Origin of the sequence: Amycolatopsis pithecellobii, assembly GCF_009707865.1 — a bacterium.
GTDB classification, from domain to species: domain Bacteria; phylum Actinomycetota; class Actinomycetes; order Mycobacteriales; family Pseudonocardiaceae; genus Amycolatopsis_E; species Amycolatopsis_E pithecellobii.
Window position 1 is genome coordinate 23,824 of the sequence record NZ_WMBA01000017.1, and the last position, 23,590, is coordinate 47,413.

At 68.9% G+C, this 23,590-nt stretch carries 30 protein-coding genes; 16 read left to right on the plus strand and 14 right to left on the minus strand.

The genetic code is table 11. The features are described from left to right. Positions 1-6: 6 nt before the first annotated feature. Complete coding sequence (locus tag GKO32_RS13580) at positions 7-954, minus strand: glycosyltransferase family 2 protein (protein ID WP_154757207.1); 948 nt, start codon at positions 952-954, stop codon at positions 7-9. Here GKO32_RS13580 and GKO32_RS13585 point away from each other — a divergent pair. Then, positions 935-1,957: a glycosyltransferase family 4 protein gene (locus GKO32_RS13585; RefSeq protein ID WP_312867874.1), complete on the plus strand. Its 1,023-nt coding sequence runs from the start codon at positions 935-937 to the stop codon at positions 1,955-1,957. The genes GKO32_RS13580 and GKO32_RS13585 overlap by 20 nt on opposite strands. A 42-nt stretch (positions 1,958-1,999) precedes the next feature. Beyond that, the gene (locus GKO32_RS13590) at positions 2,000-3,148 is read left to right on the plus strand and encodes a glycosyltransferase family 4 protein (protein WP_312867875.1); all 1,149 of its coding nucleotides are present in this window, start codon (positions 2,000-2,002) and stop codon (positions 3,146-3,148) included. Positions 3,149-3,233: 85 nt separating this feature from the next. Here GKO32_RS13590 and GKO32_RS13595 read toward each other — a convergent pair whose 3' ends face one another. Next, positions 3,234-3,767, minus strand: a complete 534-nt coding sequence (locus GKO32_RS13595; protein ID WP_154757209.1) for a hypothetical protein — start codon at positions 3,765-3,767, stop codon at positions 3,234-3,236. Between the two features lie 221 nt (positions 3,768-3,988). After that, complete coding sequence (locus GKO32_RS13600) at positions 3,989-4,516, minus strand: hypothetical protein (protein WP_154757210.1); 528 nt, start codon at positions 4,514-4,516, stop codon at positions 3,989-3,991. Positions 4,517-4,776: 260 nt separating this feature from the next. Here GKO32_RS13600 and GKO32_RS13605 point away from each other — a divergent pair, with 260 nt between their 5' ends. Together GKO32_RS13605 and GKO32_RS13610 are read left to right on the plus strand one after the other, a co-directional pair. Then, a complete protein-coding gene (locus GKO32_RS13605) occupies positions 4,777-5,385 on the plus strand; it encodes a LysE family translocator (protein WP_312867876.1) in 609 nt (202 codons plus the stop codon). Between the two features lie 39 nt (positions 5,386-5,424). Continuing rightward, positions 5,425-6,294, plus strand: a complete 870-nt coding sequence (locus GKO32_RS13610; RefSeq protein WP_154757211.1) for a glycosyltransferase family 2 protein — start codon at positions 5,425-5,427, stop codon at positions 6,292-6,294. A 3-nt stretch (positions 6,295-6,297) separates the two neighbouring features. Here GKO32_RS13610 and GKO32_RS13615 read toward each other — a convergent pair whose 3' ends face one another. Further along, positions 6,298-6,645: a hypothetical protein gene (locus GKO32_RS13615; RefSeq protein ID WP_166459537.1), complete on the minus strand. Its 348-nt coding sequence runs from the start codon at positions 6,643-6,645 to the stop codon at positions 6,298-6,300. Positions 6,646-6,786: 141 nt separating this feature from the next. Between GKO32_RS13615 and manB the strand changes: the two genes are divergently transcribed. Further along, positions 6,787-7,866 carry a mannose-1-phosphate guanylyltransferase gene (gene manB / locus GKO32_RS13620; protein ID WP_312867877.1) on the plus strand — a complete coding sequence of 360 codons (1,080 nt, stop codon included), beginning with the start codon at positions 6,787-6,789 and terminating at the stop codon, positions 7,864-7,866. Then, positions 7,866-8,762, plus strand: a complete 897-nt coding sequence (locus tag GKO32_RS13625; RefSeq protein WP_154757212.1) for a DNA-3-methyladenine glycosylase family protein — start codon at positions 7,866-7,868, stop codon at positions 8,760-8,762. The genes manB and GKO32_RS13625 overlap by 1 nt, the downstream gene beginning before the upstream one ends. Here GKO32_RS13625 and GKO32_RS13630 read toward each other — a convergent pair. The 5 genes from GKO32_RS13630 to GKO32_RS13650 are packed head-to-tail and all read right to left on the minus strand — an operon-like array spanning position 8,755 to position 12,682. Beyond that, positions 8,755-9,114, minus strand: a complete 360-nt coding sequence (locus GKO32_RS13630; protein WP_154757213.1) for a GntR family transcriptional regulator — start codon at positions 9,112-9,114, stop codon at positions 8,755-8,757. The genes GKO32_RS13625 and GKO32_RS13630 overlap by 8 nt on opposite strands. Further along, entirely contained in the window at positions 9,111-9,638 is a 528-nt protein-coding gene (locus GKO32_RS13635; RefSeq protein WP_312867878.1) for an NUDIX hydrolase, read from the minus strand. Before GKO32_RS13635 ends, GKO32_RS13630 begins: the two co-directional genes overlap by 4 nt. Further along, a complete protein-coding gene (locus GKO32_RS13640; RefSeq protein ID WP_154757214.1) occupies positions 9,635-10,969 on the minus strand; it encodes a coenzyme F420-0:L-glutamate ligase in 1,335 nt (444 codons plus the stop codon). Before GKO32_RS13640 ends, GKO32_RS13635 begins: the two co-directional genes overlap by 4 nt. Continuing rightward, positions 10,962-11,957: a 2-phospho-L-lactate transferase gene (gene cofD, locus GKO32_RS13645; RefSeq protein WP_166459535.1), complete on the minus strand. Its 996-nt coding sequence runs from the start codon at positions 11,955-11,957 to the stop codon at positions 10,962-10,964. The genes GKO32_RS13640 and cofD overlap by 8 nt, the downstream gene beginning before the upstream one ends. Continuing rightward, on the minus strand, positions 11,954-12,682 hold the full coding sequence (locus GKO32_RS13650; protein WP_154757216.1) for a GNAT family N-acetyltransferase: 729 nt from the start codon (positions 12,680-12,682) through the stop codon (positions 11,954-11,956). Before GKO32_RS13650 ends, cofD begins: the two co-directional genes overlap by 4 nt. Positions 12,683-12,789: 107 nt before the next feature. On the opposite strand from GKO32_RS13650, the gene fdxA reads away from it, so the two are divergent. Together fdxA and dapC are read left to right on the plus strand one after the other, a co-directional pair. After that, positions 12,790-13,110, plus strand: coding sequence for a ferredoxin (gene fdxA, locus GKO32_RS13655; RefSeq protein ID WP_139100190.1), 321 nt, complete (start codon positions 12,790-12,792; stop codon positions 13,108-13,110). Then, entirely contained in the window at positions 13,107-14,189 is a 1,083-nt protein-coding gene (gene dapC / locus GKO32_RS13660) for a succinyldiaminopimelate transaminase (protein ID WP_154757217.1), read from the plus strand. The genes fdxA and dapC overlap by 4 nt, the downstream gene beginning before the upstream one ends. 9 nt (positions 14,190-14,198) lie before the next feature. Here dapC and GKO32_RS13665 read toward each other — a convergent pair whose 3' ends face one another. Continuing rightward, positions 14,199-14,816, minus strand: coding sequence for a TetR/AcrR family transcriptional regulator (locus tag GKO32_RS13665; protein WP_154757218.1), 618 nt, complete (start codon positions 14,814-14,816; stop codon positions 14,199-14,201). 50 nt (positions 14,817-14,866) lie between these two features. On the opposite strand from GKO32_RS13665, the gene GKO32_RS13670 reads away from it, so the two are divergent. Beyond that, a complete protein-coding gene (locus GKO32_RS13670; protein ID WP_154757219.1) occupies positions 14,867-16,255 on the plus strand; it encodes an FAD-dependent monooxygenase in 1,389 nt (462 codons plus the stop codon). On the opposite strand, the gene dapD is transcribed toward GKO32_RS13670, so the two are convergent. Together dapD and GKO32_RS13680 are read right to left on the minus strand one after the other, a co-directional pair. Beyond that, positions 16,230-17,210 (minus strand): 2,3,4,5-tetrahydropyridine-2,6-dicarboxylate N-succinyltransferase, encoded by a 981-nt coding sequence (gene dapD / locus GKO32_RS13675; protein ID WP_312867879.1) that lies wholly within the window; start codon positions 17,208-17,210, stop codon positions 16,230-16,232. The genes GKO32_RS13670 and dapD overlap by 26 nt on opposite strands. A gap of 24 nt (positions 17,211-17,234) precedes the next feature. Continuing rightward, positions 17,235-17,663: a hypothetical protein gene (locus GKO32_RS13680; RefSeq protein WP_208024398.1), complete on the minus strand. Its 429-nt coding sequence runs from the start codon at positions 17,661-17,663 to the stop codon at positions 17,235-17,237. A 35-nt stretch (positions 17,664-17,698) separates the two neighbouring features. Between GKO32_RS13680 and dapE the strand changes: the two genes are divergently transcribed. Genes dapE through GKO32_RS13695 form a run of 3 tightly spaced genes read left to right on the plus strand, consistent with a single transcriptional unit; the run spans position 17,699 to position 20,158 of the window. Continuing rightward, entirely contained in the window at positions 17,699-18,808 is a 1,110-nt protein-coding gene (gene dapE / locus GKO32_RS13685; protein ID WP_154757220.1) for a succinyl-diaminopimelate desuccinylase, read from the plus strand. A gap of 10 nt (positions 18,809-18,818) precedes the next feature. Beyond that, the gene (locus GKO32_RS13690) at positions 18,819-19,589 is read left to right on the plus strand and encodes an LOG family protein (protein ID WP_154757221.1); all 771 of its coding nucleotides are present in this window, start codon (positions 18,819-18,821) and stop codon (positions 19,587-19,589) included. Further along, on the plus strand, positions 19,589-20,158 hold the full coding sequence (locus GKO32_RS13695; RefSeq protein WP_312867880.1) for an LOG family protein: 570 nt from the start codon (positions 19,589-19,591) through the stop codon (positions 20,156-20,158). Before GKO32_RS13690 ends, GKO32_RS13695 begins: the two co-directional genes overlap by 1 nt. Before the next feature lie 190 nt (positions 20,159-20,348). Here the strand turns inward: GKO32_RS13695 and GKO32_RS13700 are convergent, their stop codons facing one another. Next, positions 20,349-21,020, minus strand: coding sequence for a lysophospholipid acyltransferase family protein (locus tag GKO32_RS13700; protein WP_154757223.1), 672 nt, complete (start codon positions 21,018-21,020; stop codon positions 20,349-20,351). 109 nt (positions 21,021-21,129) lie between these two features. Between GKO32_RS13700 and GKO32_RS13705 the strand changes: the two genes are divergently transcribed. The 3 genes from GKO32_RS13705 to GKO32_RS13715 are packed head-to-tail and all read left to right on the plus strand — an operon-like array spanning position 21,130 to position 22,441. Continuing rightward, the gene (locus tag GKO32_RS13705; protein WP_312867881.1) at positions 21,130-21,426 is read left to right on the plus strand and encodes a DivIVA domain-containing protein; all 297 of its coding nucleotides are present in this window, start codon (positions 21,130-21,132) and stop codon (positions 21,424-21,426) included. After that, complete coding sequence (locus GKO32_RS13710) at positions 21,423-21,878, plus strand: SRPBCC family protein (RefSeq protein ID WP_154757225.1); 456 nt, start codon at positions 21,423-21,425, stop codon at positions 21,876-21,878. The genes GKO32_RS13705 and GKO32_RS13710 overlap by 4 nt, the downstream gene beginning before the upstream one ends. Continuing rightward, a complete protein-coding gene (locus GKO32_RS13715; protein WP_154757226.1) occupies positions 21,875-22,441 on the plus strand; it encodes a DNA-3-methyladenine glycosylase I in 567 nt (188 codons plus the stop codon). Before GKO32_RS13710 ends, GKO32_RS13715 begins: the two co-directional genes overlap by 4 nt. 4 nt (positions 22,442-22,445) lie before the next feature. Here GKO32_RS13715 and GKO32_RS13720 read toward each other — a convergent pair whose 3' ends face one another. Further along, a complete protein-coding gene (locus GKO32_RS13720) occupies positions 22,446-23,240 on the minus strand; it encodes an enoyl-CoA hydratase-related protein (RefSeq protein ID WP_312867882.1) in 795 nt (264 codons plus the stop codon). A 175-nt stretch (positions 23,241-23,415) separates the two neighbouring features. On the opposite strand from GKO32_RS13720, the gene GKO32_RS13725 reads away from it, so the two are divergent. Next, positions 23,416-23,583 (plus strand): DUF3117 domain-containing protein, encoded by a 168-nt coding sequence (locus GKO32_RS13725; protein ID WP_081617745.1) that lies wholly within the window; start codon positions 23,416-23,418, stop codon positions 23,581-23,583. The last annotated feature ends 7 nt before the right edge of the window (positions 23,584-23,590 follow it).

Genomic DNA, 23,590 nt, shown 5'->3' on the forward strand with positions numbered 1-23,590 from the left:
CGAAGCTTAGCGATCGGCCCAGTTTCGCCAGACCTGCCCTCGCGGGACGGTCGCGAACCGGCCGATGGCCCGCCGCGCCCACAAGGCCGCGGGCAGCCGCAGCATGACCTCGGCCACAACCTGAAAGCGCAGCGACACACGGAAGTTCGCCGCGCGCGGGACATTCCGTCGCACGGGAAGGACGGCGGTGATCGCGGCGAAGCGCGCCAGTTCGCGGACGGCGACGGCGGCGGGGGCGCAGCGGATGAGCGTCAGCAGCCGGTTGCGCTCGTTCCAGCGGTGGAACTGCCGTGAACCAGGCCGTGTGCTGACGCCGTGACGATGGGTCACCCGTGCGCTGGGGACGGCGACGATGTCGTGGCCCGCGAGGCGCAGGCGCCACGCCGTATCCGTGTCCTCGTAGTAACAGAAGAAGCTCGCCGGGACGCCGCCGATCGACCGGAGGACATCAGTGCGCAGAAGCGCGGCGCCACCGCAGAAACCGAACACCGGCTCGCTGGCCGCATCCGCGCCGTAGCCATCCGCGGTGAGGTGGACGCCAAGGGACTGGGTGGCCCCGTCCGGGCGCTCGAGCCGTGCGCCGGCCGCGGCCGCGGCACCGAGCGCGTCTTCGAGTGCGCCGAGCCAGTCCGCGGCCGGTTCGGCGTCGTCGTTGAGCCAGGCCAGCAGCGGAGTGTCCACAAGCGACAATGCCACGTCCATCGCGCCGGCGTAACCGCTGTTGCGTGGCAGCCGCACGATTCGTGGTTTCGACGGGTGCGCGGCGAGCAGTGCGGCAGTGCCGTCATCGGACGCGTTGTCGATCACTAGTGTCCTATGTGGACGATCTTGGCAGGCGAGTGCGTCGAGGCACGCGGTGATGTGCCCGGCGCCGCGCCACGTCACGACCACCACCGTCGAGCTGACCTCGGTCACGGCGAGCACAATACGGCTCGTGCCGGAACTTGTGGTCATCGCCGAGCAGCTGCTCGCGCCCGTCCCCGGCGGGACCGGGCGCTACACCGCCGAGCTGCTGCGCGCGCTGGCCGTGACCGCGCCGCCCGGCTGGGAGGTCGCCGGTGTCGTGGCGCGCCGCTCCGACGTGCCGGTCGACGGTGTTCGCGTGCTGGCGCTGCCGCCGCGTGCGCTGGTCGCGGCGTGGCAACTCGGCGTGCCGTACTGGCCAGGCGGTGACGCGGTGCACGCGCCGACCCCGCTCGCGCCGCCGAGGGGGCGGGTGTCGGTGACGGTGCACGACACCGTGCCGTGGACGCATCCCGGGACTCTCACCCCGCGCGGCGTCGCCTGGCACCGGGCGATGATCCGGCGCGCGGCGCGGCGGGCACGTGGACTGATAGTGCCGACGCAGGCCGTGGCCGATGACCTCCGGCGGTGGGTGCCCGTGCGGGTGCCCGTGCGCGTGGCCGGGCATGGGGTCACGGCGGCGTTGTCGTCCGGTGTGGACGTCGCAGACCTGCCGGAACATTACGTACTGGCGGTCGGCACGCTGGAACCGCGCAAGGGTATCGACGTGCTCCTCGACGCTATGGCCGAGCTGGAGGTGCCGCTGGTGCTGGCTGGTCAGCCGGGATGGGGCGGGGTCGCGCCGCGCGGAGACCGGGTGCGAGTGCTCGGCCGGGTTTCCGACGACGTGCTGGCCACGGTCCTGCGCCGGGCGAGCGTGCTGGCGGCGCCGAGTCTCGCGGAGGGTTTCGGCCTGCCGGTGCTGGAGGCGATGGCTGCCGGTGTGCCCGTGGTGCATTCGGACGCGCCGGCCTTGGTGGAAGTCGCCGGTGGGGCCGGCGTGTGCGTGCCGCGCGGGGATGCGAAGGCGCTCGCGGCCGGTTTGCGGGAGGTGCTCTCGGCGCCGGCGAAGGCAGCTGAGCTGGTCGCGGCCGGACGCGCGCGGGCGGCGCGGTTTTCGTGGGAACGTGCCGCGGAGGCTGTGTGGGGTGTTCACCAGGGCGCAGGATCGTGAGTTCTTGACCAAACTCACCCGGTACGGTCGTAGGCTGCACAGGTGGGAAGAGGCGAACCGAGCGTCCTGATCGATGCGACCGCCGTGCCCGCGGACCGGGGTGGGGTCGGTCGCTATGTCGATTCGCTGACGCAGGCGCTGGACGCCGCGGGCGCGCCGGTCAGCGTGGTGTGTCAGCCGCGGGACAGCGAGTTGTTCGCCGAGCTCGCCCCACGGTCACGCATCGTGCCGGCCGGGCCTGCCACCGTCACCCGGACGGCGCGGCTGGTGTGGGAGCAGACCACCCTGCCGATGCTCGCGCGGCGGCTGAACGTGCAGGTCGTGCACTCGCCGCACTACACGATGCCGCTCGCGAACTCCGCCGCCTCAGTGGTCACCTTGCACGACGCGACGTTTTTCACTGACGCGGTACTGCATTCCTCGGTGAAGGCGCGGTTTTTCCGCGGCTGGACGGCCACCGCGCTGCGGCGCGCGGCAGCATGTGTGGTGCCGAGTCACGCGACGGCCGCCGAGTTGTTGCGCGTGACGCGGGCGCGGCCGCGGCAGCTGGAGATCATCGAGCACGGTGTGGACGTGGAGCGGTTTCATCCCCCGTCGGCGGTCGAGATCAAGGCGGCCCGCGCGGCGATCGGCGTGGATACGGGACCGTACATCGCTTTTCTGGGGGCGCTGGAGCCGCGGAAAAATGTGCCGGCGTTGATCCGCGGCTTCGCGAAGGCGGTCGAACGGCGTGGTGACGCGCCGGCGCTTGTGCTTGCCGGGCAGCCGGGCTGGGACACGCAGGTGGAAAAGGCACTGGAGGCGGTGCCGTTGCGGCTGCGGGTGATCCGGGCGGGGTACCTGCCGTTCGACACGCTGGCGGGTTTCCTCGGCGGGGCGGAGCTGGTGGCGTACCCGAGCCTCGGCGAAGGTTTCGGCCTGCCGGTGCTGGAGGCCATGGCGTGCGGCGCGTGCGTCCTGACCACCCGGCGGCTGTCCTTACCGGAAGTCGGCGGCGACGCGGTCGCGTATTGCGGTGTCGGCGCGGGTGACGTGGCTGCGGCCCTGACGGAACTCCTCGACGACGGCGCCCGCCGAGCGTCCCTCGCCGAAGCCGCTTTGCTGCGCGCGAAGGAGTTCTCGTGGGCAACCAGCGCCGAACGGCACCGCGAGGTGTACGAAAAGGCCTGGCTCGCCCACCGGCGGAGGTGATAACCTCAACGCTGCGAGGCCCCCGTAGGGCCGAGAAGTGAGCCCGTGGTGCGTCCGGACGGTCGTGTCGCGGGCTTTGCGCTGTCTAGACCTTTGCAACTTTGGCGACCGCGGATTCGATCCTGCGTCGCCAGTCGCCTCCCGCCCCGTAACACCACGCGACGGCGTCGGGAATCCACAGCAGCGGCGTCGACGTCGATTCGTGGTGCTCATAAACCACGCCCGTTTCCGACGGCCGACCGCCCAGTCCTTCGTAGATGGTTGCCTCGTCGTGCCGGTCCTGCTCCTGCCGGCTGTCGATCACCACCCGGCGCGCACCGATAGCGAGCAGATCACGGACCGCCTCGGCGAGGCATCGCTGGCGGTCCTGCTCCGCAGTCTTGGGAGTGCACGATGTTGCGTAGATCCACGAAGTCGTGGGGAGCGCGGCGATCCGATCGGCGAGCAAACGCCGCCGCCGCGGCTTCTCCTTTTTGAAGTGGAGCTCGCGCTGTCCTGGAAGCAGTAACGAAGACAACTGCCGCCGAGCCGGCCCGAGTTGCGCCGGATCAACGATGCTGACGCAGACGATGTAGGAACTGTCGCGTCCGGACTCGTCGACGAAGGCGTGCACTGACATCGGCCTATGGTGACCTGGGGGTACGACACTCTTGACAGGCGATAGCTGGCCACCGCGGTACTGCGCGGCCCGAGTCGCGTCGGTTGGCCTGGGAGTTTCCGGAATATGTGGCTGGTAGGTGGGCGTGCTCGGGTGGTAGCCTCGATGGTGCGAGGCCCCCTTAGGGCCGAGAAGTGAGCCCGTGGTGCGTCCGGACGGTCGTGTCGCGGGCTTTGCGCTGTCTAGACCTCGATCACTTTCGACACGACCGGCATGACCCGGCGGCGCCAGTCGCCACCGGCACCGTAGCACCATGCGACCGCGTCGGGAATCCATAGCAGCGGCACGGACGCGGAGTTCAGATGTTCGTGTGCCAGCTCGGTTCCCTGCCGACCCAGCGCGCGATAGATCGTCGTCCTGTCGTGTCGGTCCTGTTCCTCCCGGCTGTCCAGCACGACACGGTGAGCGCGCCGCTCGATGAGGTCGCTCATCGCCTGCTCCAGGCACCGTTGACGAGCCTGTTCCTCCGTTTTCGGCGTGCACGCGGTTTCGTAGATGTTGGTGGCGACGGGCAGCTCGGCGATTCGGTCTGCCAGCAACCGCCGGCGTGGCGGTTTCTCGGTCTTGAAATGCAACTCCCGCTGGCCGGGCAGGAGCAGCCCGGACAGCCGCTTGCGTGCAGGCGCCAGCTCGGCAGGCTCGACGACCGCAGCACAAATGAAATAGCGGCGGCCCCGGCCGGACTCGTCGATGAACGCGTGCACTGACATCGGCTCATCGTGGCGCAGGGGTACGACGCTTTCCCACGCGGTCGCTGAATGACGCGGTGCGCCGCGTGACACACCGGCGGTGTCCCACGGCGCACACCTGTCTGCCCGTTCCGTCCTGACCGGATTCTCGGCCGTAGCAAGGAGTTACTAATCCGACCAAAAGTAGGCAGACCCCAAGCAGCACGTAACCGTTGCCACGCAAGCCGGATCGCCGTGACTGTGGTCGGATTATTAACGAACGGCACAGTACGCTCCCCAATGTGGTCAACTGGGTGGCTTTCCTTTCTACGGCGACACTCGTTTCGCTCATGCCTGGTGCGAACCAGTTGCTCGGCCTGAGCAACGCGGTCCGGTACGGGCCTGGTCCCGCGATCGCCGGCCTCGGTGGGCGGCTCGCGGCTTTGGCGGTCCTGGTTGGGCTCGTCGCGGCCGGACTGGGGGCCGTGCTCGCCGCATCGGCGGCCACCCTCACGGTCATCAAGTGGGTCGGCGTCGTCTACCTCGCGTGGATCGGGATCTCCGCGGTGCGGCAGGCGCTCCGGTCGCCGATCGCGAACGGGGTGGTGGACCCGCCGGCGGCCCGCGGGGTGTGGCCGGTGGTCACGAAGGAATTCGTGGTCGCCATCAGCAACCCGAAGGCGCTGCTGATGTTCGCCGCGTTGCTGCCCCAGTTCACCACCAGCGCCGACGGTCTCGTCCTGCTCGGTGCGGGGGCTCTCGGCATCGAGCTCGTCGTCGGGCTCGGCTACATCACGGTCGGGAGCGTCCTGGGTGCGCGCGGAATCAAGGCCCGCGCCCAGCGGCGGCTCGACGTCGCCACCGGTGTCTGCTTTCTCGGGATCGCCGGCCTCCTCGCGGCCGAGGCCTGACGCATACCCCGGCGCAACATCATCCGTGAACCCGGCACAATGAGCCGGGTGACCGAGTCGACACGTTATGGCGACGGCGTCGCCGTGGTCGTCGTGACCTACTTCCCCGGCGACGAGCTGGACCGTTTCCTCGACAGCCTTGAGAAGGCGACCACCGGGGACGTCCGTGTGGTGCTGGCCGACAACGACTCCACCGACGAAGCGCTCGACCGGGCCGCGCAGCGGGACTACGTTCACCTGCTGCGGATCGGCGAGAACCTCGGCTACGGCGGGGGCGCCAACCGCGGGGTCGCCGAGCTCGACCACAGCTACGGCTGGGTCGTCGTCGCGAACCCCGACCTCGAGTGGGAGCCCGGCTCGCTCGACGTCCTCCTCGACGCCGCGAAACGCTGGCCGCGCGGTGGCGCGTTCGGCCCCCTCATCCAGGATCCCGACGGGACGGTCTATCCCTCAGCGCGGTTACTGCCATCACTCGGCCGTGGGATCGGGCACGCGCTGTTCGGGAAGGTGTGGCCGGCGAACCCGTGGACCCGCGCCTACCGCCAGGAACGCGCACCGGTGGAACGCACCTCCGGCTGGCTTTCCGGTTCCTGCCAGCTGTTCCGCCGCGAGGCCTTCGACTCCGTGGAGGGTTTCGACTCGCGCTACTTCATGTACTTCGAGGACGTCGACCTCGGCGAACGCATCGGCCGCGCCGGGTGGCAGAACGTGTACGTGCCCTCGGCCGCGGTAACGCATGTCGGTGGCACCGCGACTTCCCGGGCACCGAAGAAAATGCTGGCCGCGCACCACGAGAGCGCGTATCGCTACCTCGCCGACCGTCACCGCGGTCCGGCGTGGAAACCGGTGCTCGCCGCGATCAAGCTCGGGCTCGCGGTGCGGCTCAAGCTCGAAACCCGCGGGCAGTAGCCGCTAGAAGCCTTCGAGGCGACGGGACAGTTCGGAACGGCCGGTGATCTGTGTGGTGGTGGGGATGAGGCCATCGACCTCTTGCTCATACGGCTCCCGTGCGACGGGCCGCATGACCCGGGTGCCCGGCTTCTCCTCCAGGCTGCCCTGCACCGATTCGATCACCGACGAGGGCACGACGGCGGTGGTGTCCGGGTCACCTTCGTGGTCGATCCGCTCCACCACCGCCCGGGGAATCTGCTGCGTGTTCGACGCGTCCATCGGCGAGACCGCATCCTCGGGCGTCACCACGAAAGCGCCGCGCGCCCGTGCCCGGGCCAGCAACGCGTCCGCTCGTTCGCGGGGGTCCATCCCCTCGGCCTCCCGACTTGACCTGAGGCCCTCTCCGACCAGGGCCGCCCGTGTGCTGTCTAGGGTAGGCCCTCCGGGGTGCCGCCGTCAGCAACTTGCGCGGCTTGTCGCCCGGCCGGTGCTCAATGACGGGAGGAAGTTGTGACGCCCACGCGAGATGTCGATGCCGTCGTGCTCGTGGGTGGCAAGGGCACCCGCCTGCGGCCGCTCACGTTGTCCGCTCCCAAGCCGATGCTGCCCACCGCGGGGGTGCCGTTCCTGACGCATCTGTTGTCCCGGATTCGCGCCGCGGGCATCACCCACGTCGTGCTCGGTACTTCTTACCGCGCCGAGGTTTTCGAAGAGTTCTTCGGTGACGGCGCTTCGCTCGGCCTCGAGCTGGAGTACGTCGTGGAGGACGAACCGCTGGACACCGGCGGTGCGATCCGCAACGTCCATGACCGGCTGCGCGCCGAGCACGCGGTGATCTTCAACGGTGACATCCTGTCGGGCGCCGATCTCGGCGCTCTTGTGGACGCTCACTGCAAGGCGTCGGCCGACGTGACGCTGCACCTGCAGCGGGTGGATGATCCGAGCCGCTTCGGTTCGGTTCCCACGGACGAAAACGGGCGAGTGACCGCTTTCCTGGAAAAAACGCCGAATCCGCCGACGGATCAGATCAACGCCGGTTGCTACGTCTTCCGCCGGTCGGTGGTCGAGTCCATTCCTGCCGGGCGGCGCGTGTCGGTCGAACGCGAGACGTTCCCGGGATTGCTCGCGGACGGCGCGTATGTGCACGGTTTCGTGGACGCGTCGTACTGGCTTGATGTCGGCACGCCGGAAGCGTTCGTGCGTGGTTCGGCCGATCTTGTCCGGGGTTTTGCGCCGACATCGGCGCTACCGGGCCCGGTCGGGGAGTCGCTGGTGCTCGACGGCGCGAAGGTCGCCGGCGGGGCGACCGTCTCAGGGGGATCGACGATCGGCCCTGGTTCCGCGATCGCCGCCGGTGCGCGGGTGACGGGGTCGGTGCTGTTCGACCGCGTCAAGGTCGCCGAGGACGCGACCGTCGAGAATTCGGTGCTGGGCAACGGCACCATCGTGGGCAAGGGCGCGGTGCTGCGTGGGGTCGTGCTCGGCGACGGTGCGAGCGTCGGTGCCGGTTGCGAACTGCTGCACGGCGCCCGGGTGTGGCCGGAGATCACGTTGCCCGACGCCTCGATCCGGTTTTCCAGCGACTGCTGATGCGGTACCGGCCACCGTTCACTGTGGACCTCGGCGGGGTCCTGGCTCCGCTCCGCCGCGGCAAGGGTGATCCGTGCTTCCGGGCGGAGGAATCCGGGGTCACGTGGTTGACCGGCAACACCGCCGACGGGCCGGGAACGCTTGCGCTGCGGCGGTTTTCCGACGGTGAGATCGAGGGCCAGGCATGGGGGCCGGGCGCGGACAGGTTGCTCGACGGCGTCCCGGCGTTGCTCGGTGCGGACGATGACGACAGCGAGTTCGTCGCGCACCACGACGCGGTGGCGCGGGCGCGCCGGTCCATGCCGGGCCTCCGGTTCGGCGCGACCGGGCGGGTCTTCGACGTACTGATTCCCGCGGTGCTCGAGCAAAAGGTCACCGGCTATGAGGCGCGGCGGTCGTGGCGTGAACTGTGCCGGTGGTACGGCGAGCAGGCGCCCGGCCCGGTGCCGGCCGGCATGCGCGTGCCGCCGACGCCGCGCGCCATCATGTCCATTGTGGACTGGAAATGGCATCGGGCCGGCGTCGATCTGACCCGGCGTCGCGCGTTGATCTTCGCCGCGCAGGTCGCGCATCGGTTGGAGCGTGCGGCGGAACTTCGTGGCACCGAAGGCCGGGCGCTGCTGCGGAAGGTGCCGGGGATCGGCGTGTGGACCGCGGCCGAGGTGGCGCAACGTGCTTGGGGCGACGCCGACGCGGTCAGTTTCGGCGATTTCCACATTCCGGCGATCGTGGGTTACGCGCTACTCGGCGAGCCGCTCGACGACGAAGGACTGGCCGAAGTGCTGGCACCGTATGCCCCGCAGCGGCAGCGGGCCGTGCGGTATCTGGAGGCGGCCGGCCACACGCGTCCCCGGTTCGGGCCGCGGTTGGCGATTCGCGACTACCGGGCTATGTGACGTTCAACGCGGCTTTCGCGATCGCGAGCGCCTCGGCAGCGGAAATCCCCAGCGCTCGGCAGGTCGCCGCGTAGGTGGACGCCGCATCCCTTGCCAGGCGGCGGGATTCGTCACCCGACGAGGAAACGAAGCTGCCCGCCCTGCCGCGTGTCTCGATCAGGCCCGCCTCTTCCAGTTCCCGGTACGCGCGGGCGATCGTGTTCGGCGCGATGCCGATATCGGCGGCCAGCTGCCGCACAGTCGGCAGCTTCGTCCCCACCGCGAGCCGGCCGTCGTTGATCTCCGCCGCCAGCGAAGACCGGACCTGTTCGTAGGGCGGCACGGCGGAAGTGGCGTCGACGGACACGATCATCGGGCGGCCGCCAGCAGTTCCGCGAGATCCTCCGAACCGTCGGGCAGGGCATCGACCGGCCACCAGCGCAGGTCGTCGGACTCCGCGCTGCGCACGGGTTCCGCCCCGCGTGGGGCCTGCACCACGAACCGCACGTCGAAATGCCGGGTCGGCACTCCGAGTGAGCACGTGATCGGATGAACGTCCAGGTGCACCGGCTCCGGTTCCAGCCACAGGTCCGGAATTCCCGACTCCTCCCGCGCCTCACGCAAAGCCGCGCCGGCCAGCGAAGTGTCCGTGGGCTCGCAATGCCCGCCCAGCTGCAGCCACCGGCCCACCCGCGGATGCAGCGTCAACAGCACCCGGGACCGGTCCGCGTCGAGCACCACCGCGGACGCCGTGACATGCCCCGCCTCGCACGAACGCAGGCAGGAATCCTCCCGTGCGGCAAGGAAACCGAGGAAAGCCTGCCGCAGCGACTCCTGTGCACCCGGCGCGGGCCGCCATTTGTCCAAAGTGGATATCGCGTCGAGGCGCGGGCTCACAGTTCCACCAACCCGTCCGGCTGGCCGAGCGAACGCACCCCGGCCGCGGTGGTGGGATGCCCGATCGCCACGGCGCCGAGCGGCTGCCAGTTCGTCTCCAGCCCGAGCACCTCGCGCACGACGTCGGCCGCGAAGATCGTCGAGCCGATCCAGCACGAGCCGAGTTCCTCCGCGGCCAGCGCGACCAGCAAGCCCTGTACCGCCGCGCCGCCCGCGACCGTGAACATCGTGCGCTCACAGTCGTTCCGGCGCGCGTCCGGGTACGTGTGCGCGCCTTCGGGTACGAGGAACGGCAGCACCACCTCGGGCGCGTTGAACAGGATTTCCCCGCGGCTGACCCGTTTCGCAAGCTGTTCGTCGGTGAACCCGTCCGCGCGGAGATCGGCGAGCCACGATTCCCGCATCGCTTCAAGGAGTTTGGTGCGCAGCCCACGGTCACGCAGCCACACGAACCGGACCGGCTTCGTGTGGTGCGGGGCCGGCGCGGTGAGTGCGGCCGCGATGGAACGCCGCAGCAGTACCGGATCCACCGGCTCGTCGGTGAACTCGCGCACCGACCGGCGCACGAGCACGGCCTCACGTCGGCCCTGCGCGATCGCCTCCGCGACACCGAGGCGGAACATGTCCTCCTCGACCGGGCGCACCAGCTTGCGCGCGGTCGAACCGTCGTCCACAAGGGACAGTCCACGAACGACGGCGACCGGGGTCGCTTTCAGCTTGCCCTTGACCAGGTCCGCGGCCGCGGCCACCTCATCGGCGACGGCGATCTCGGTCACCTGCAGCTCGTTGCCCTGGCCGTCGACCTCGCCCTCGTAGGAGTGCAGCACCTTCAAGCCGGACGAGCCGATCGCCGCGTCGGTCTGGCCGACGCGCCAGGCCCGGCCCATCGTGTCGGTGACGACCACGGCGACCTCCACGCCGAGGCGTTCCCGCAGCCCGTTGCGCAATGCGAGCGCGGAGGCGTCCGGATCGGTCGGGAGCAGCGCAATCTCGCCCTTGTCCACATTGGACCCGTCAACCCCGGATGCGGCCTGCACGACACCGATGCGGTTCTGGGTGACCAGGGTGCGGCCGAACCGGGCGATGATTCGGACGGCCTCCTTCTCCACCCACTCGCGCCGGACGGCGTCGCGCTCCTCGGGGTCGGAAGGCACGCGGATCAGCATGCCCTCGATCTTCGACACGACCTTGCTGGTGACCACGACGACGTCACCGGAGCGCAGCCACGGGGCCGCGTTCGCGATCGCGCCGGTCAGATCGTCACCAGGGCGGAACTCCGGCAACCCTGCCACCGGCAGGATCTCCAGGCGGTCAACGGAATGTTCACTCAAAGTCCACTCCGGACAGTTCGAGCGCCGCGCGGGCCATCGCCGCGGTCGCCTCCACATCGGTCATCAGCAGGGGCACGGCGCGCACGGCCACCCCTGGCACGTGGACCGACTCCCCCGAGGCCACCAGCCACCCGTCGAGCAGGCCGTCCTCGGAGGTCTGTCGTGAACCGAAATGCCGGCCGACCGCTTCCGCCGAGGTCTCCACGCCGATCGCGGTCAGGCACTCGTCCGCCATGCCCCGCACGGCTTTCCCGCCGATGATGGGGGACACGCCGACCACCCCGGCGGCCGTCTTGCGCAGTGCCTCCCGGACGCCGGGCACCGCCAGCACCGTGCCGACCGACACCACCGGGTTCGAAGGCGCGAACAGCACCGCGTCCGCCTCGGCGATCGCTTCGAGCACACCGGGCCCCGGTTTCGCCTCCTCCGCGCCCACGGGCACGATCGACTGCGCGGGCAGCCCGGCGCGATACCGCACCCACCATTCCTGGAAGTGAATCGCCTTGCGGCTGCCGGGCTCGTCCGGATCGTCCACCACGACATGCGTTTCGACGCGGTCGTCGCTCATCGGCAGCAGGCGCACCCCGGGCTGCCACCGGTCGCACAACGCCTCGGTGACCGCGGACAGCGGGTAGCCGGCACGGAGCATCCGGCTGCGGATCAGGTGCGTGGCCACATCCTTGTCGCCGAGCCCGAACCAGCTCGGTTCGGCCCCGTACGCGGCCAGCTCTTCCTTGACCACCCACGTTTCGCCCTGATGTCCCCAGCCGCGTTCGGTGTCGATTCCACCGCCGAGGGTGTACATGCACGTGTCCAGATCCGGGCAGATCCGCAGCCCGTGCATCCACACGTCGTCACCGGTGTTCACCAGCGCGGTGACCTCATGGGGGCTTTCACCGGGTCCGATGGCGGGCAGGCCGAGTGCGGCCTTCACACCGAGCAGGAACCGGGCTCCGCCGACCCCGCCGACTACTACGACAACCTTCACAGGAAGCGATCCTTCCACGCCGGAACCCAGTACCGGTACCGATGGTGTTCGGTGAACCCGAGGCGTTCGTACAACGCCAGCGCGGGCGCGTTGTCCACGGAGACCTGCAGCACGCATCGCGCCGCCCCGCGCCGGGCCGCCCAGGACCCGGCCGCGGACATGAGCGCCCGCGCGAGCCCGCGCCGCCGGTGTGCCGGGCGCACGGCCAGCCGCGAGATGTGCAGCAGCTCGCCGACCACCGCCGCCCGGACCGCGCCCGCCGTCACCCCCGCCATGCCGTGGCCGATCTCGCCGGTCGTCAGCACATGTCGTTGCGCCGGCGTCGGTTCCGGCGTTCCGGCGACCAGTTCCCACCAGGCCCGCGTCGGTTCGGGCAGGAACGAAACCGCGTCGTCGCCGCCGCCCAGCGGCCCGGTGAGCACCGAGACGAGATGCCCCGCGGCGTGCGCGGTGTTCGGCACCCAGCCCGCCGCCTCGACCGCGCGCTCGGTTGCGCTGCCGACCACTGTCTGCACGACGGGCGGGATGTCATGCACGTGGGCGAACTCACAAACCCGGTCCAGCGCTTCGGACAGTGGCACACCTGCGTCCCCGACGGCCAGTGCGCTGTTCGCGCGGCCGGTGAAACCCGAAGCCGCACGTAGCCGCCAGGCGCCGAGGTCTTCCTCGGTCACCGCACGCCAGGCGTCGGCACAGGACAGCTCCATGGTCTCGGCGGGGTGCATGAGGACAGTGTGCCTGAATAAGGGTGGCCTTACCTGGGAATGCCCCGTCAGGAACGCGTAATGTCCGAGGTCGTAGCTGGATCTCATTCACACAGCAGGAGTGCGCAGTGACCTACGTGATCGCCGAGCCCTGCGTCGACGTGCTCGACAAGGCGTGCATCGACGAGTGCCCAGTCGACTGCATCTACGAGGGCGACCGGATGCTCTACATCCACCCCGACGAGTGCGTGGACTGCGGTGCGTGCGAACCGGTGTGCCCGGTGGAAGCCATCTACTACGAGGATGACGTCCCGGACGACTGGGCCGCCTACACCAAGGCCAACGTCGACTTCTTCGACAAACTCGGGTCCCCCGGTGGCGCTTCCAAGGTCGGCAAGACCAGTGACGACCCGCAGTGGATCAAGGACCTGCCCCCGCAGGGCGAATGATCGCACTGCCTGATTTTCCCTGGGACACCCTGGCCGAGGCCGCAGCGACCGCGACCGCCCACCCGGGCGGTGTGGTCGACCTGTCTGTCGGCACACCGGTCGATCCGGTCGCCCCCACGATCCGGGACGCGCTGGCGTCGGTGTCGGAGATCCCCGGCTATCCTCAGACACACGGCACGCCCGCGTTGCGCGCCGCCGCGATCGACGCGCTGCGGCGCCGCCATGGGGTGACCGGCCTCGAACCGGATGCCGTGCTGCCCACCATCGGGTCCAAGGAACTCGTCGCCTGGCTGCCGAAACTGCTCGGCCTCGGTGCCGGGGACACCGTGGTGATCCCGGAGCTGTCGTACCCGACGTATGAGGTTGGGGCGCTGCTCGCCGGCGCGTCCGTGCTGCGCGCGGACAGTCTGGTCGCGCTCGGGCCGATGCGCCCGGCGATGATCTGGCTGAACTCACCGTCCAATCCGACCGGCCGCGTGCTCGGCCCCGAGCACCTGCGCAAGGTGGTCGACTGGGCGCGCGAGCGTGACGTGCTGGTGGTTTCCGACGAGTGTTACCTCGCGCTCGGCTGGACCGGGGAACCCGTTTCGATCCTGCATCCCTCGGTCAACGACGGCCGGATGGACGGGCTGCTCGCCGTGCATTCGCTGTCCAAGACGGCCAGCCTCGCCAGCTACCGCGCCGGGTTCGTCACCGGTGACCCCGCGGTGGTCGCGCGGTTGCTGGAGGTACGCAAGCACGCCGGCATGATCGTGCCGCGTCCCGTGCAGGAGGCCATGAAGGTCGCGCTCGGCGACGACGAAGTGCTGCGGGCGCAACGTGAACGCTACGCGCGGCGCCGGCTCGTGCTACAGAAGGCGTTGCTGGACAACGGTTTCCAGATCGACCACTCCGAAGCCGGGCTGTACCTGTGGGCCACCAGGGGCGAGGACGCCTGGCAGACCGTGGCGTGGCTCGCGGGGCGGGGCATTCTCGTCGCGCCCGGCACGTTCTACGGTCCGCGCGGCGGCAAGCATGTCCGCGTCGCACTCACCGCGACGGACGAGCGCGTCGAGGCGGCGGCCGAGCGATTGGGCTGAGCTCCCCGATCAGTAGTCCTTACCGGTGAAACCCCGGTAGAGGAAGCGAGTCAGCGCTTCCACAACGTCCTCTTCGGACAGTCCGGGTAGGACGGCGGGCCACTGCTGGACGAAGTTGTCGACGAGTGCGGACATCATCGTGAACGTGGTGCGGGGATCCGCCGGCAGTGCTAGCCCGCGGAGATGGTCGAGTACGTCTGCCGCCTCGTCCGCGCCGAAGCGCGCGAGCGTGTCCGCGAACGTGTCGCTCACCAGAGCCGCCTGCCGCAGGGCTCGCATGGTCGGGGCGTTCTTCCGGTAGAGGTCCAGGAACGCCCGGACATGCCAGCGGATCGCGTCCGGGTCGGAGAAGTCGCCTTTGTGGCCGGTCCTCGTCGTGATCTTGTCGCTTTCCGCGGACACATCCGCGAGCAGCGCTTCGAGGAGTTCTTCCTTGCTCGCGAAGTGGTTGTAGAAGGAGCCGGCCGCACGTCCCGCTTCCGTGGTGACGTCGGTGATCTTGGTGTTCAGGTAGCCGCGGTCGGCGAACAACCGCTTCGCCGCCTCCTTCAGCGCGGCCTCCGTTTCGGCCGCTTTCTCCTTGCGCTTCACCGCACCTCCTTGACACGGAACGCTAGCAGGGTGCATCCTGAATCCAGTTTCAGTGAATAGTAATTCAGTGAATAGGGGTTCATGAAATGAGGGTAGTGATCGCAGGAGGCGGACCGACCGGGGTCACGGTGGCCATCGAGCTCGCCCGCCGGGGTGTCGAGGTGCGGATCGTCGACAAAGCGGGTGAGCACTTGGCCGGGTCGCGCGGGGACGGGATCCAGCCGCGCACCCTGGAGGTGTTCGACGACCTGGGGGTGATCGACGAGGTGCTGGCCGCGGGGATGTCGACCCCGGCCTTCCGGGTCCATCTCGATGGGAAGTTCTCGACGGAGCGGCGGATGGCGCCGTTGCGCGAGCCCTCATCCGGTACGCCCTATCCGAACGCGTGGGTGCTCGGGCAGTCGCAGACGGAGGGGATCCTGCGCCGGCGGCTCGCGGAGTTCGGCGTGCACGTCGAGCTCGGTACCGCGGTCACCGGGTTCCACCAGGACGACGATGGTGTGACCGTGACCCTGTCGAGCGGAGAGGTGGTGCGGGCGTCCTATCTCGTCGGTGCCGACGGTGGGCACAGCTTCGTGCGCAAGACGCTCGGAATTCCCTTCGAGGGCGTCACCGATGAGTCGATCCGGATGCTGCTCGGCGATGTCGCGGCCGATCTCGACCCTGCCTACGGGTACTGGTTCGCGAAGGAGGCTCAGCCGATGAGCGGCATCATGCTCAGTCCTCTGCCGGGCACCGGGCTGTTCCAGTTCGCCGCGCCGATGACCGAGGACGACGATTCGACGTCCCTGGAGACGTTGCAGGCCAAGCTCGACGAGCTGTCGAGTGGAGTCAGGTTGTCGCGGCTGACCTGGTCCACCGTCTGGCGGCCCAACATCCGGCTGGCGAGGCAGTTCCGTTCCGGGCGGGTCTTCCTGGCCGGTGACGCCGCACATGTGCACCCGCCGACGGGAGGCCAGGGGCTGAACACCGGGGTGCAGGACGCGTACAACCTCGGCTGGAAGCTCGCCGACGGCTCGCCCGAGCTGCTCGGCAGTTACGAAACCGAGCGCCGGGCGGTTGCCGCGCGCGTCCTCGGCGTCACCACCGGGATCCTGCGCAAGTACACCGAGGGGGACGAAAGTGCACACGAGCGTGGGGCGGACACCCAGCAGCTGGACATCAGCTACCGCACCGGATCCGGCAAGCTCGTCGCAGGCGACCGAGCCCCGGACGCCCCGGTCAAGGACGCGAGCGGCAACAGTATCCGGCTGTTCGACCTGTTCCGTGGGCCGCACGCGACGAGGCTCGTCTTCGGCGGTGATGCACCCGCCGAAGACCACACCTACAACGTCCTACGTCCCGGCCAGGAGGCTCGGGGTGCGTACGTCGTCGACACCGAAGGACATGCCTTCGCCGGGTACGACGCTTTCGACGGGCTCAGCGTCCTCGTGCGGCCGGACGGCTACGTCAGTTCGCGTGCAGCGCGGCGTTGAGCTCGACCGTCGCGCCCGGCCGGGGCACGACTTCGACCGCGCCGGTGGCGGAGTTGCGGCGGAACAAGGCGTTGGCGATGCCCGACAGCTCGCGTGCCTTGACGGACCGGCCTTCGACCATGACCTTCGTGCCCGCCGTGACATAAAGCCCGGCCTCGACCACCGAGTCGTCACCCAGGGAGATCCCGACCCCGCCGTTCGCGCCGATGAGGCACCGCTCGCCGAGTGAGATGATTTCCTTGCCACCGCCGGAAAGCGTGCCCATGATCGACGCGCCGCCGCCGACGTCGGTGCCGTCGCCCACGACTACCCCCGCGGAGATCCGGCCCTCGACCATCGACGCACCGAGCGTGCCGGCGTTGTAGTTGACGAAGCCCTCGTGCATCACGGTCGTGCCGGTCGCCAGGTGCGCGCCGAGTCGCACGCGGTCGGCGTCACCGATGCGGACCCCGGCGGGCGTCACATAATCGACCATGCGCGGGAACTTGTCGATGCTGTACACCGTCACCGCGCCGCGGCCCCGCAGGCGAAGACGCGTCACCTCGAAGTTCTCCACCGGACACGGCCCGTGGTTGGTCCAGACCACGTTGCTCAGCAGTCCGAAGATACCGTCCAGGCTCTGCCCGTGGGGCTGGACCAGCCGGTGGGACAGCAGATGCAGGCGAAGGTAGACGTCGTGCGCGTCGGCGGGGGCGTCGGCGAGGCGGGTGATGCCGGTGCGGACCGCGATCACCTCGACGCCACGGTCGTCATCCGGACCGAGCAGCGCGGCGGCGGCGGCGCCGAGTGCTTCGACGGCCTGCGCGTGGGAGAGCCGCTCCGTTCCGGGGGTGGCCGGCCGGCCGAGTTTCGGGTGGGGGAACCAGGTGTCCAGCACGGTCCCGTCGCCTGCGACGGTCGCCAGCCCGACGCCGTGCGCGCCGGTGGTCTCGGGGTTCGGGGTCGCTTCGCTCACGGCCCCACGGTAACCGACCGCGAGTCAGCTGGGTGCCACCTGGGTGTCGACGACCTGCTTGATGTCACGCAGGCTGGTCGCGATGTCACGCAGCGCCGGTGAACAGGGGTTTCCCGGCTCGGCGACGGTGTCACAGTGCGCGCCGCGGTAGGCCCCGATGGCTTTGTCGAGCGAGCCGGCGAGCGTGTTCAGCTCGGGATGTTTCGCACTGGCCTGCTCGCGGATCATGCCGAGGCTGCCGCCCAGTTCGGTGACGTACTTCTGGCAGCCCTTCGGGGTTTGCTGTTCGGGTGCGGTGAAGCAGGTGTCGGTGCTGTAGACCCGAAGTTTCGTCGCGAGCGCGGCCGGGTCCGTGGCGACCTGGCCGCCCTTGGGTGTCGGCCCTGCTTCAGTGCCACAACCGGCGAGCACGAGCGCGAGAGCGAGGACGGCCGTGGTCTTTCGCGTGCGCACTCTGTCACGGTACGCGCACCGTCTACTCTCGCTTCATGGACCTGCACGCCGACCCTGTGGACCTCACCGCGACCCTGGTGGACATCCCGAGTGTGTCCGGTGCGGAGGCCACGATCGCCGACGCGGTGGAGGCCGCGCTGACCGAGCAAGCCGGGCATCTGGAGGTTGTGCGCAACGGGAACGCGGTGCTCGCGCGCACGAACCTTGGGCGGCCGTCACGCGTGATCTTCGCCGGGCATCTGGACACCGTGCCGGTCAACGAAAACCTGCCACTCCGGCGCGACGGCGATACCTTGCACGGTCTCGGCACGGTCGACATGAAGGGCGGGGACGCGGTCTTCCTGAGCCTCGCCGCGACGCTGCCTGAACCACGGCACGACGTGACTTTCATCTTCTACGACTGTGAAGAGGTCGACGCGGTCCGCAATGGGCTGGGCCGGATCGAGCGGGAACTGCCCGACTGGTTGCGGGCGGACCTGGCGGTCGTCGGTGAGCCGTCGAACGCAGTCATCGAGGCTGGGTGTCAGGGCACGATGCGGGTTGAACTCCGCACGGCGGGCCGGCGTGCGCACACCGCGCGGGCGTGGATGGGGCAGAACGCGATCCACGCGCTGGCGGAGCCGATGCGGCGGCTCGCCGGGTACCAGGCGCGGGATGTCGAGATCGACGGGCTGCGGTACCGCGAAGGGTTGCAGGCCGTGCGGTTGTCGGGCGGGGTGGCCGGCAACGTGGTGCCGGACGAGGCGGTGCTGACGGTCAATTTCCGGTTCGCCCCGGACCGTTCGGCCGAGCAGGCGGAAAAGCACGTGCGGGAGATCTTCGACGGCTTCGATCTGTCCGTTGTGGACCTTTCGCCGGGTGCCCTGCCGGGCTTGTCGGCTCCGGCCGCGGCCGAACTGGTGCAGGCGGCGGGCGGGAAGGCGGCGGCGAAGCTGGGGTGGACGGACGTCGCCCGGTTCGCGGCGCTGGGGATGCCGGCGGTGAATTTCGGCCCCGGTGACCCGACGCTCGCGCACACCCGGGAGGAATTCGTTCATGCAGCGGAAATCCGGCAGGTAACCGGTGTCCTGCGGCAGTTTCTGACAGGTCGCGCCAGCCCCTCGCCCGACCACCACCCCTCACGGACGCGCTCCGCGCGGCAGTAATCTCGTGGTAATGGACGAGACAGAGGAGTACGCCGAGCACCCGCGCGAGAAGCACCGGGGGCCGGTTGTGCTGCGGCGGGGTCGCCGCGAGGAGAGCAGTACCACCGATCAACGGTTGCTGGACACGCGTGGGCCGAGCGACTGGGTGCACACCGATCCGTGGCGGGTGCTGCGGATTCAGGCCGAGTTCGTCGAGGGTTTCGGCGCGCTGGCCGAGGTTCCGCGGGCGGTGACGGTGTTCGGTTCGGCGCGGACTCCGCGTGACCATCCCGAGTACGAGCTCGGCCGCAAGATCGGTGCCGCACTCGCGAACGCCGGGTTCGCGTGCATCACGGGTGGCGGCCCTGGCGCGATGGAGGCGGTCAACCGTGGCGCGTCGGAGGCCGGTGGACTTTCCGTCGGGCTGGGGATCGAGCTACCGTTCGAACAGGGCCTGAACCCCTGGGTCGATCTCGGGGTGAACTTCCGGTATTTCTTCACCCGCAAGACAATGTTCATCAAGTACGCGCAGGCGTTCATCTGCCTGCCCGGCGGTTTCGGAACTCTTGACGAACTGTTCGAAGCACTGACTCTGGTACAGACCAAGAAGGTGACGAAGTTCCCCGTTGTCCTTTTTGGAGAGTCATACTGGGGCGGGCTGTACGACTGGGTGAAAAATACCGTTTACGGTGAAGGAAAAATCGGCGAAAAAGACTTGGCATTGTTGCACCTGACCGACGACATCGACGATGCTGTGCGGGTTGTGCAGGAGGCCTACAAGTCCTGGGAGGACACGCACTAGTGCGTCGGATCTGTGTATTCTGCGGTTCCTCGACAGGGAACGATCCGGTTTACGCTGAACAGGCAGCGATACTGGGGAAGCTGCTCGCCGAACGGGGCATCGGTCTCGTATACGGTGGGGCGAGCGTTGGCATCATGGGGATCGTTGCGGATGCGGCACTCGCGGCCGGTGCCGAAGTGATCGGTGTGATCCCGGAAAACCTCATGCGTGCCGAGATCGCCCACGCCGGGCTCACCGATTTGCAGGTGACCAACGGAATGCACGAGCGCAAAGCCAAAATGGCGGAGCTTGCTGACGGTTTCCTCGCCCTCCCCGGCGGTGCCGGTACACTTGAGGAACTGGCCGAAGTGTGGACCTGGGCGCAACTGGGTTTACATACGAAGCCCCTGGGCCTGGTCGATGTCGCGGGTTACTATCAGCCGCTGCGACAATTCATGGACCACATGGTTGCGGAAGGCTTCCTGAAACAAGAACTCCGGGATTTGGTGTCCGTGGACGCCGACCCGGCGAGATTGCTGGACACCTTCACCGCGCACAAGCCGCCCACCGTGGGGAAGTGGATCAAGTAGGAGCAGCGGGGGGCCAACAAAGTCAGTCCGCCCGAACATCCGGCGCTGTGCAACAAAAAGCCGGCCAAGGGACCCGCCGCCCACTCCCACCCCCGGACCAACACGAAGATCAAAAGAATGCCTCGCCGGCGGGCTGGCTCCGGGATGACAGACCCAACGGGACCTCACCTTGAGTGGGTGGTCGAGGTTTTTATGCTGCTTCGCCTGGGCGTTTGTGGTAGCGGTCCACGTATTCCAGTTCCGTCAATTCCAGGATTTTGTACATGATCTCGTCGGTAATGGAGCGCCGGATGGCCGGTGAGTTCTCCATTCCTTCGTACCGGGAGAATTCCAGTGGCTCACCGAAGTGGACGCAGACCTTGGCCGGCCGGGGGATTTTCTTTCCGATCGGCAGCATTTTCTCCGTCCCGGTGAGCGCCACGGGAACCACTTTCGCGCCGGTGGCCAGTGCTAGTGCGCCGACCCCGGTGTGGCCACGGTGCACTCGTCCGTCGAGTGATCGGGTGCCCTCCGGATAGATCCCGAAAGCCCCACCGGCGTCCAGTACCTTGCGCGCCGCCTCCAATGCGGCAAGGCCCGCCGCGGCGTTTCCGCGTTCCACGGGGATGTAGTTCAGCGCTCGGAGGAACGCCGCGAACAGTCGCGCCCGTGGGCCTCTGCCGGTGAAGTACTCAGCTTTCCCCAGGAATGAAACGGGACGCGGCGCGACGATGGGGATCAGGAAAGTGTCCACCGCCGCCCGGTGGTTCGCGGCGAAGATGACGGGGCCGGTCAGCGGTACCTTCTCCGCCCCGTGCACTTCCGGACGGTAGACCAGGCGCGCCAGCGGTGCCAGCACCCGTCGGATCAACAGCTGCAGCAAGGTTCCTCCAACTCTCCTGACTCCCAGCATGACACCCCCGCCCGCCCGCATCCAGGCACGTGTAGCCGTCTGACCGAGCATGAACGGCCACGGGTGTCACAATCGTGGCGTGACGACCGCGCTGATCTACCTCGTAGTCATGTTGCTCGTGGCGGCGGTGGTGTTCCTGCTGGCCGCAGTCGTGTTCGGCCGCGGTGAAGAACTCGCGCCCCTGCCGCCCGGCAGCTCGCCCACCAGGCTGCCGGTCCGCGACATCACGGGCGACGACGTGCAGGCCGTGAAGTTCCAACTTGTCCTGCGCGGCTACAAGATGTCCGAAGTGGACTGGGTGGTGCGCAGGCTCGGCACCGAGATCGACTCCCTCCGTGCGCGGGTCGCCGAGCTGGAAAAAGAGTCCTCGAGATGACCGACCTCGTCACGTCCGTTGATATCGCGGCACCCGCCGGGACGACCTGGCTGGCGCTCACCGACTGGGAACGGCAGCACGAATGGATGCTCGGCACCGAAGTGCGGATCGTCCAGGGTGACGGGCGCAGCGTCGGCTCGCAGCTGTCCGCGTTCACCGGCCTGCACGGTGTCGGCTTCACCGACACGATGGAAATCACCGCATGGGAGCCGCCGGTGCGCTGCACCGTCCGGCACTCCGGCTCCGTCATCCGCGGCAGCGGCGCATTCCACGTGCACGCGAAAGGCGGGCAGGCCTCGACTTTCGTCTGGTCCGAGAGCCTCGAACCGCCGTTCGGCCCGGTCGGCAGGCTGGGCTGGCCCGTGGCCCGGCCGGTGCTGATGCTCGGGCTCCGCCAGTCACTGAGGCGGTTCGCCCGGTTCGCCGAGAACTACACGATCGGTGCGGCATGACCGCCGAACGCGGTGAGGACGGCATCGCCCGCTGCCCGTGGGGCAACAGCGCCCCCGACTACGCCGTCTACCACGACACCGAATGGGGTGTCGAGCTGCACGGCCGCGACGCGCTCTTTGAGCGGCTGTGCCTGGAGGCCTTCCAGTCCGGCCTGTCCTGGATCACGATTCTCCGCAAACGCGAAGGATTCCGGCGCGCCTTCGCCGGTTTCATCCCGGAGAAGGTCGCGCAGTTCGGCGCGGACGACATCGCCCGCCTGCTCGAGAACAAAACGATCATCCGCAACCGCGCGAAGATTCAAGCCTCGATCACCAACGCTCGCGCCGTCGCCGAGCTGGACCGGCCACTGGACGAGTTGCTGTGGTCGTTCGCGCCCGCGGACACCCGCCCGCGCCCGCGGGCCATGGCCGACATCCCGGCGATCACCCCGGAATCGAAAGCCATGGCCCGCGAGCTGAAAAAGCGCGGCTTCGCGTTCGTCGGCCCCACCACGTGTTACGCGCTGATGCAGGCCACCGGCATGGTCGACGATCACCTGCAAGGCTGCTTCCGCGCCACCTGAACGACTACTTGCCCTGGAACACCGGCTTACGTTTGGCGACAAAGGCTTCGACCGCCTCGCGGTGGTCGGCGGTCGCGCCGAGCAGGGTCTGCGCCGCGTCTTCCGCGAGCAGCGCGTCCTCGAGGCTGCTCTCCGCGGAAACGGCCAGCACTTCCTTGATCTTCGCGTACGTGACAGTCGGTCCGGCCGCGAGTTTCGCCGCGACCGCATGTGCGCGCTCGGCCAGTTCCTCGTCCGGCACGACGTCGCCCACCAGCCCGAGCTGTTTCGCCTCGTCCGCGGGCACGGTGCGCGCCAGCAGCATCAGCTCGGCGGCGCGGCCGTAGCCGACCAGCCGCTGTAGCGTCCACGACGCGCCCGAGTCCGGCCCGAGCCCGACGTTCGCGAACGCCATCATGAAGTTCGCCGAAGCGGCGGCAATCCGCAGGTCAGCGGCGTAGGCGAAGGCCGCGCCCGCCCCAGCGGCCGGGCCGTTGACCGCGGCGATCACCGGTTTCGGCATCCCCACGATGGTCCGCACGATCGGGTTGTAATGGTCGTGCACGGTCCGCAGCGGCGACGAGTCGCCGGCCTGCAGCCGTGCGACGTGTTCCTTCAAGTCCTGCCCGGCACAGAACGCCTTTCCGGAGCCGGTGAGCACGATGGCACGCACGTCCGGCGCGTCCGCGGCCTCCTGCAATGCCGCGAGCAACCGTTCCTTCAGCTCCACGGTGAGCGAGTTGTAGGCGTTCGGCCGGTTCAGCGTCAGCGTCCGCACTCCGTCGGCGTCGGCGGTGAGCAACACTTCTTCGGTGATCACGTGGGTCCTCCTGCTGCATGGGCGATCGGCGAGCCGCATACCAGCACCTATGCAAACACGAAAAGATCGGTCCGCGTACGCACGCCCGCGCTGATGAGGGAGAATGGCGTGTGACACCCGGTTGGCTCAGACATGCGCGACCCGGGCGCGCCGGTTGAGACGGAGGGAGCACGCTATGGCGGCCATGAAGCCCCGGACCGGAGATGGTCCCCTCGAGGTGACTAAGGAGGGGCGGGGCCTCGTGATGCGCGTGCCGCTCGAAGGGGGCGGGCGACTCGTCGTAGAGCTTTCGGCCGAGGAGGCCAAGGACCTGGGCGTCGCCCTGCAGGAGGCGACGAGCTGACGCTGCT

Coding starts and splice junctions, on each gene's coding strand:
- GKO32_RS13600 (WP_154757210.1), bottom strand. CDS start 4,516: ATGTCAGTGCACGCGTTCATCGACGAGTCCGGCCGGGGCCGCCGCTAT.
- GKO32_RS13625 (WP_154757212.1), top strand. CDS start 7,866: ATGCGGTACCGGCCACCGTTCACTGTGGACCTCGGCGGGGTCCTGGCT.
- GKO32_RS13610 (WP_154757211.1), top strand. CDS start 5,425: ATGAGCCGGGTGACCGAGTCGACACGTTATGGCGACGGCGTCGCCGTG.
- dapC (WP_154757217.1), top strand. CDS start 13,107: ATGATCGCACTGCCTGATTTTCCCTGGGACACCCTGGCCGAGGCCGCA.
- GKO32_RS13665 (WP_154757218.1), bottom strand. CDS start 14,816: ATGCACCCTGCTAGCGTTCCGTGTCAAGGAGGTGCGGTGAAGCGCAAG.
- dapE (WP_154757220.1), top strand. CDS start 17,699: ATGGACCTGCACGCCGACCCTGTGGACCTCACCGCGACCCTGGTGGAC.
- GKO32_RS13615 (WP_166459537.1), bottom strand. CDS start 6,645: ATGGACCCCCGCGAACGAGCGGACGCGTTGCTGGCCCGGGCACGGGCG.
- GKO32_RS13595 (WP_154757209.1), bottom strand. CDS start 3,767: ATGTCAGTGCACGCCTTCGTCGACGAGTCCGGACGCGACAGTTCCTAC.
- GKO32_RS13630 (WP_154757213.1), bottom strand. CDS start 9,114: ATGATCGTGTCCGTCGACGCCACTTCCGCCGTGCCGCCCTACGAACAG.
- GKO32_RS13670 (WP_154757219.1), top strand. CDS start 14,867: ATGAGGGTAGTGATCGCAGGAGGCGGACCGACCGGGGTCACGGTGGCC.
- GKO32_RS13690 (WP_154757221.1), top strand. CDS start 18,819: ATGGACGAGACAGAGGAGTACGCCGAGCACCCGCGCGAGAAGCACCGG.
- GKO32_RS13650 (WP_154757216.1), bottom strand. CDS start 12,682: ATGCACCCCGCCGAGACCATGGAGCTGTCCTGTGCCGACGCCTGGCGT.
- GKO32_RS13715 (WP_154757226.1), top strand. CDS start 21,875: ATGACCGCCGAACGCGGTGAGGACGGCATCGCCCGCTGCCCGTGGGGC.
- GKO32_RS13710 (WP_154757225.1), top strand. CDS start 21,423: ATGACCGACCTCGTCACGTCCGTTGATATCGCGGCACCCGCCGGGACG.
- GKO32_RS13580 (WP_154757207.1), bottom strand. CDS start 954: ATGACCACAAGTTCCGGCACGAGCCGTATTGTGCTCGCCGTGACCGAG.
- GKO32_RS13725 (WP_081617745.1), top strand. CDS start 23,416: ATGGCGGCCATGAAGCCCCGGACCGGAGATGGTCCCCTCGAGGTGACT.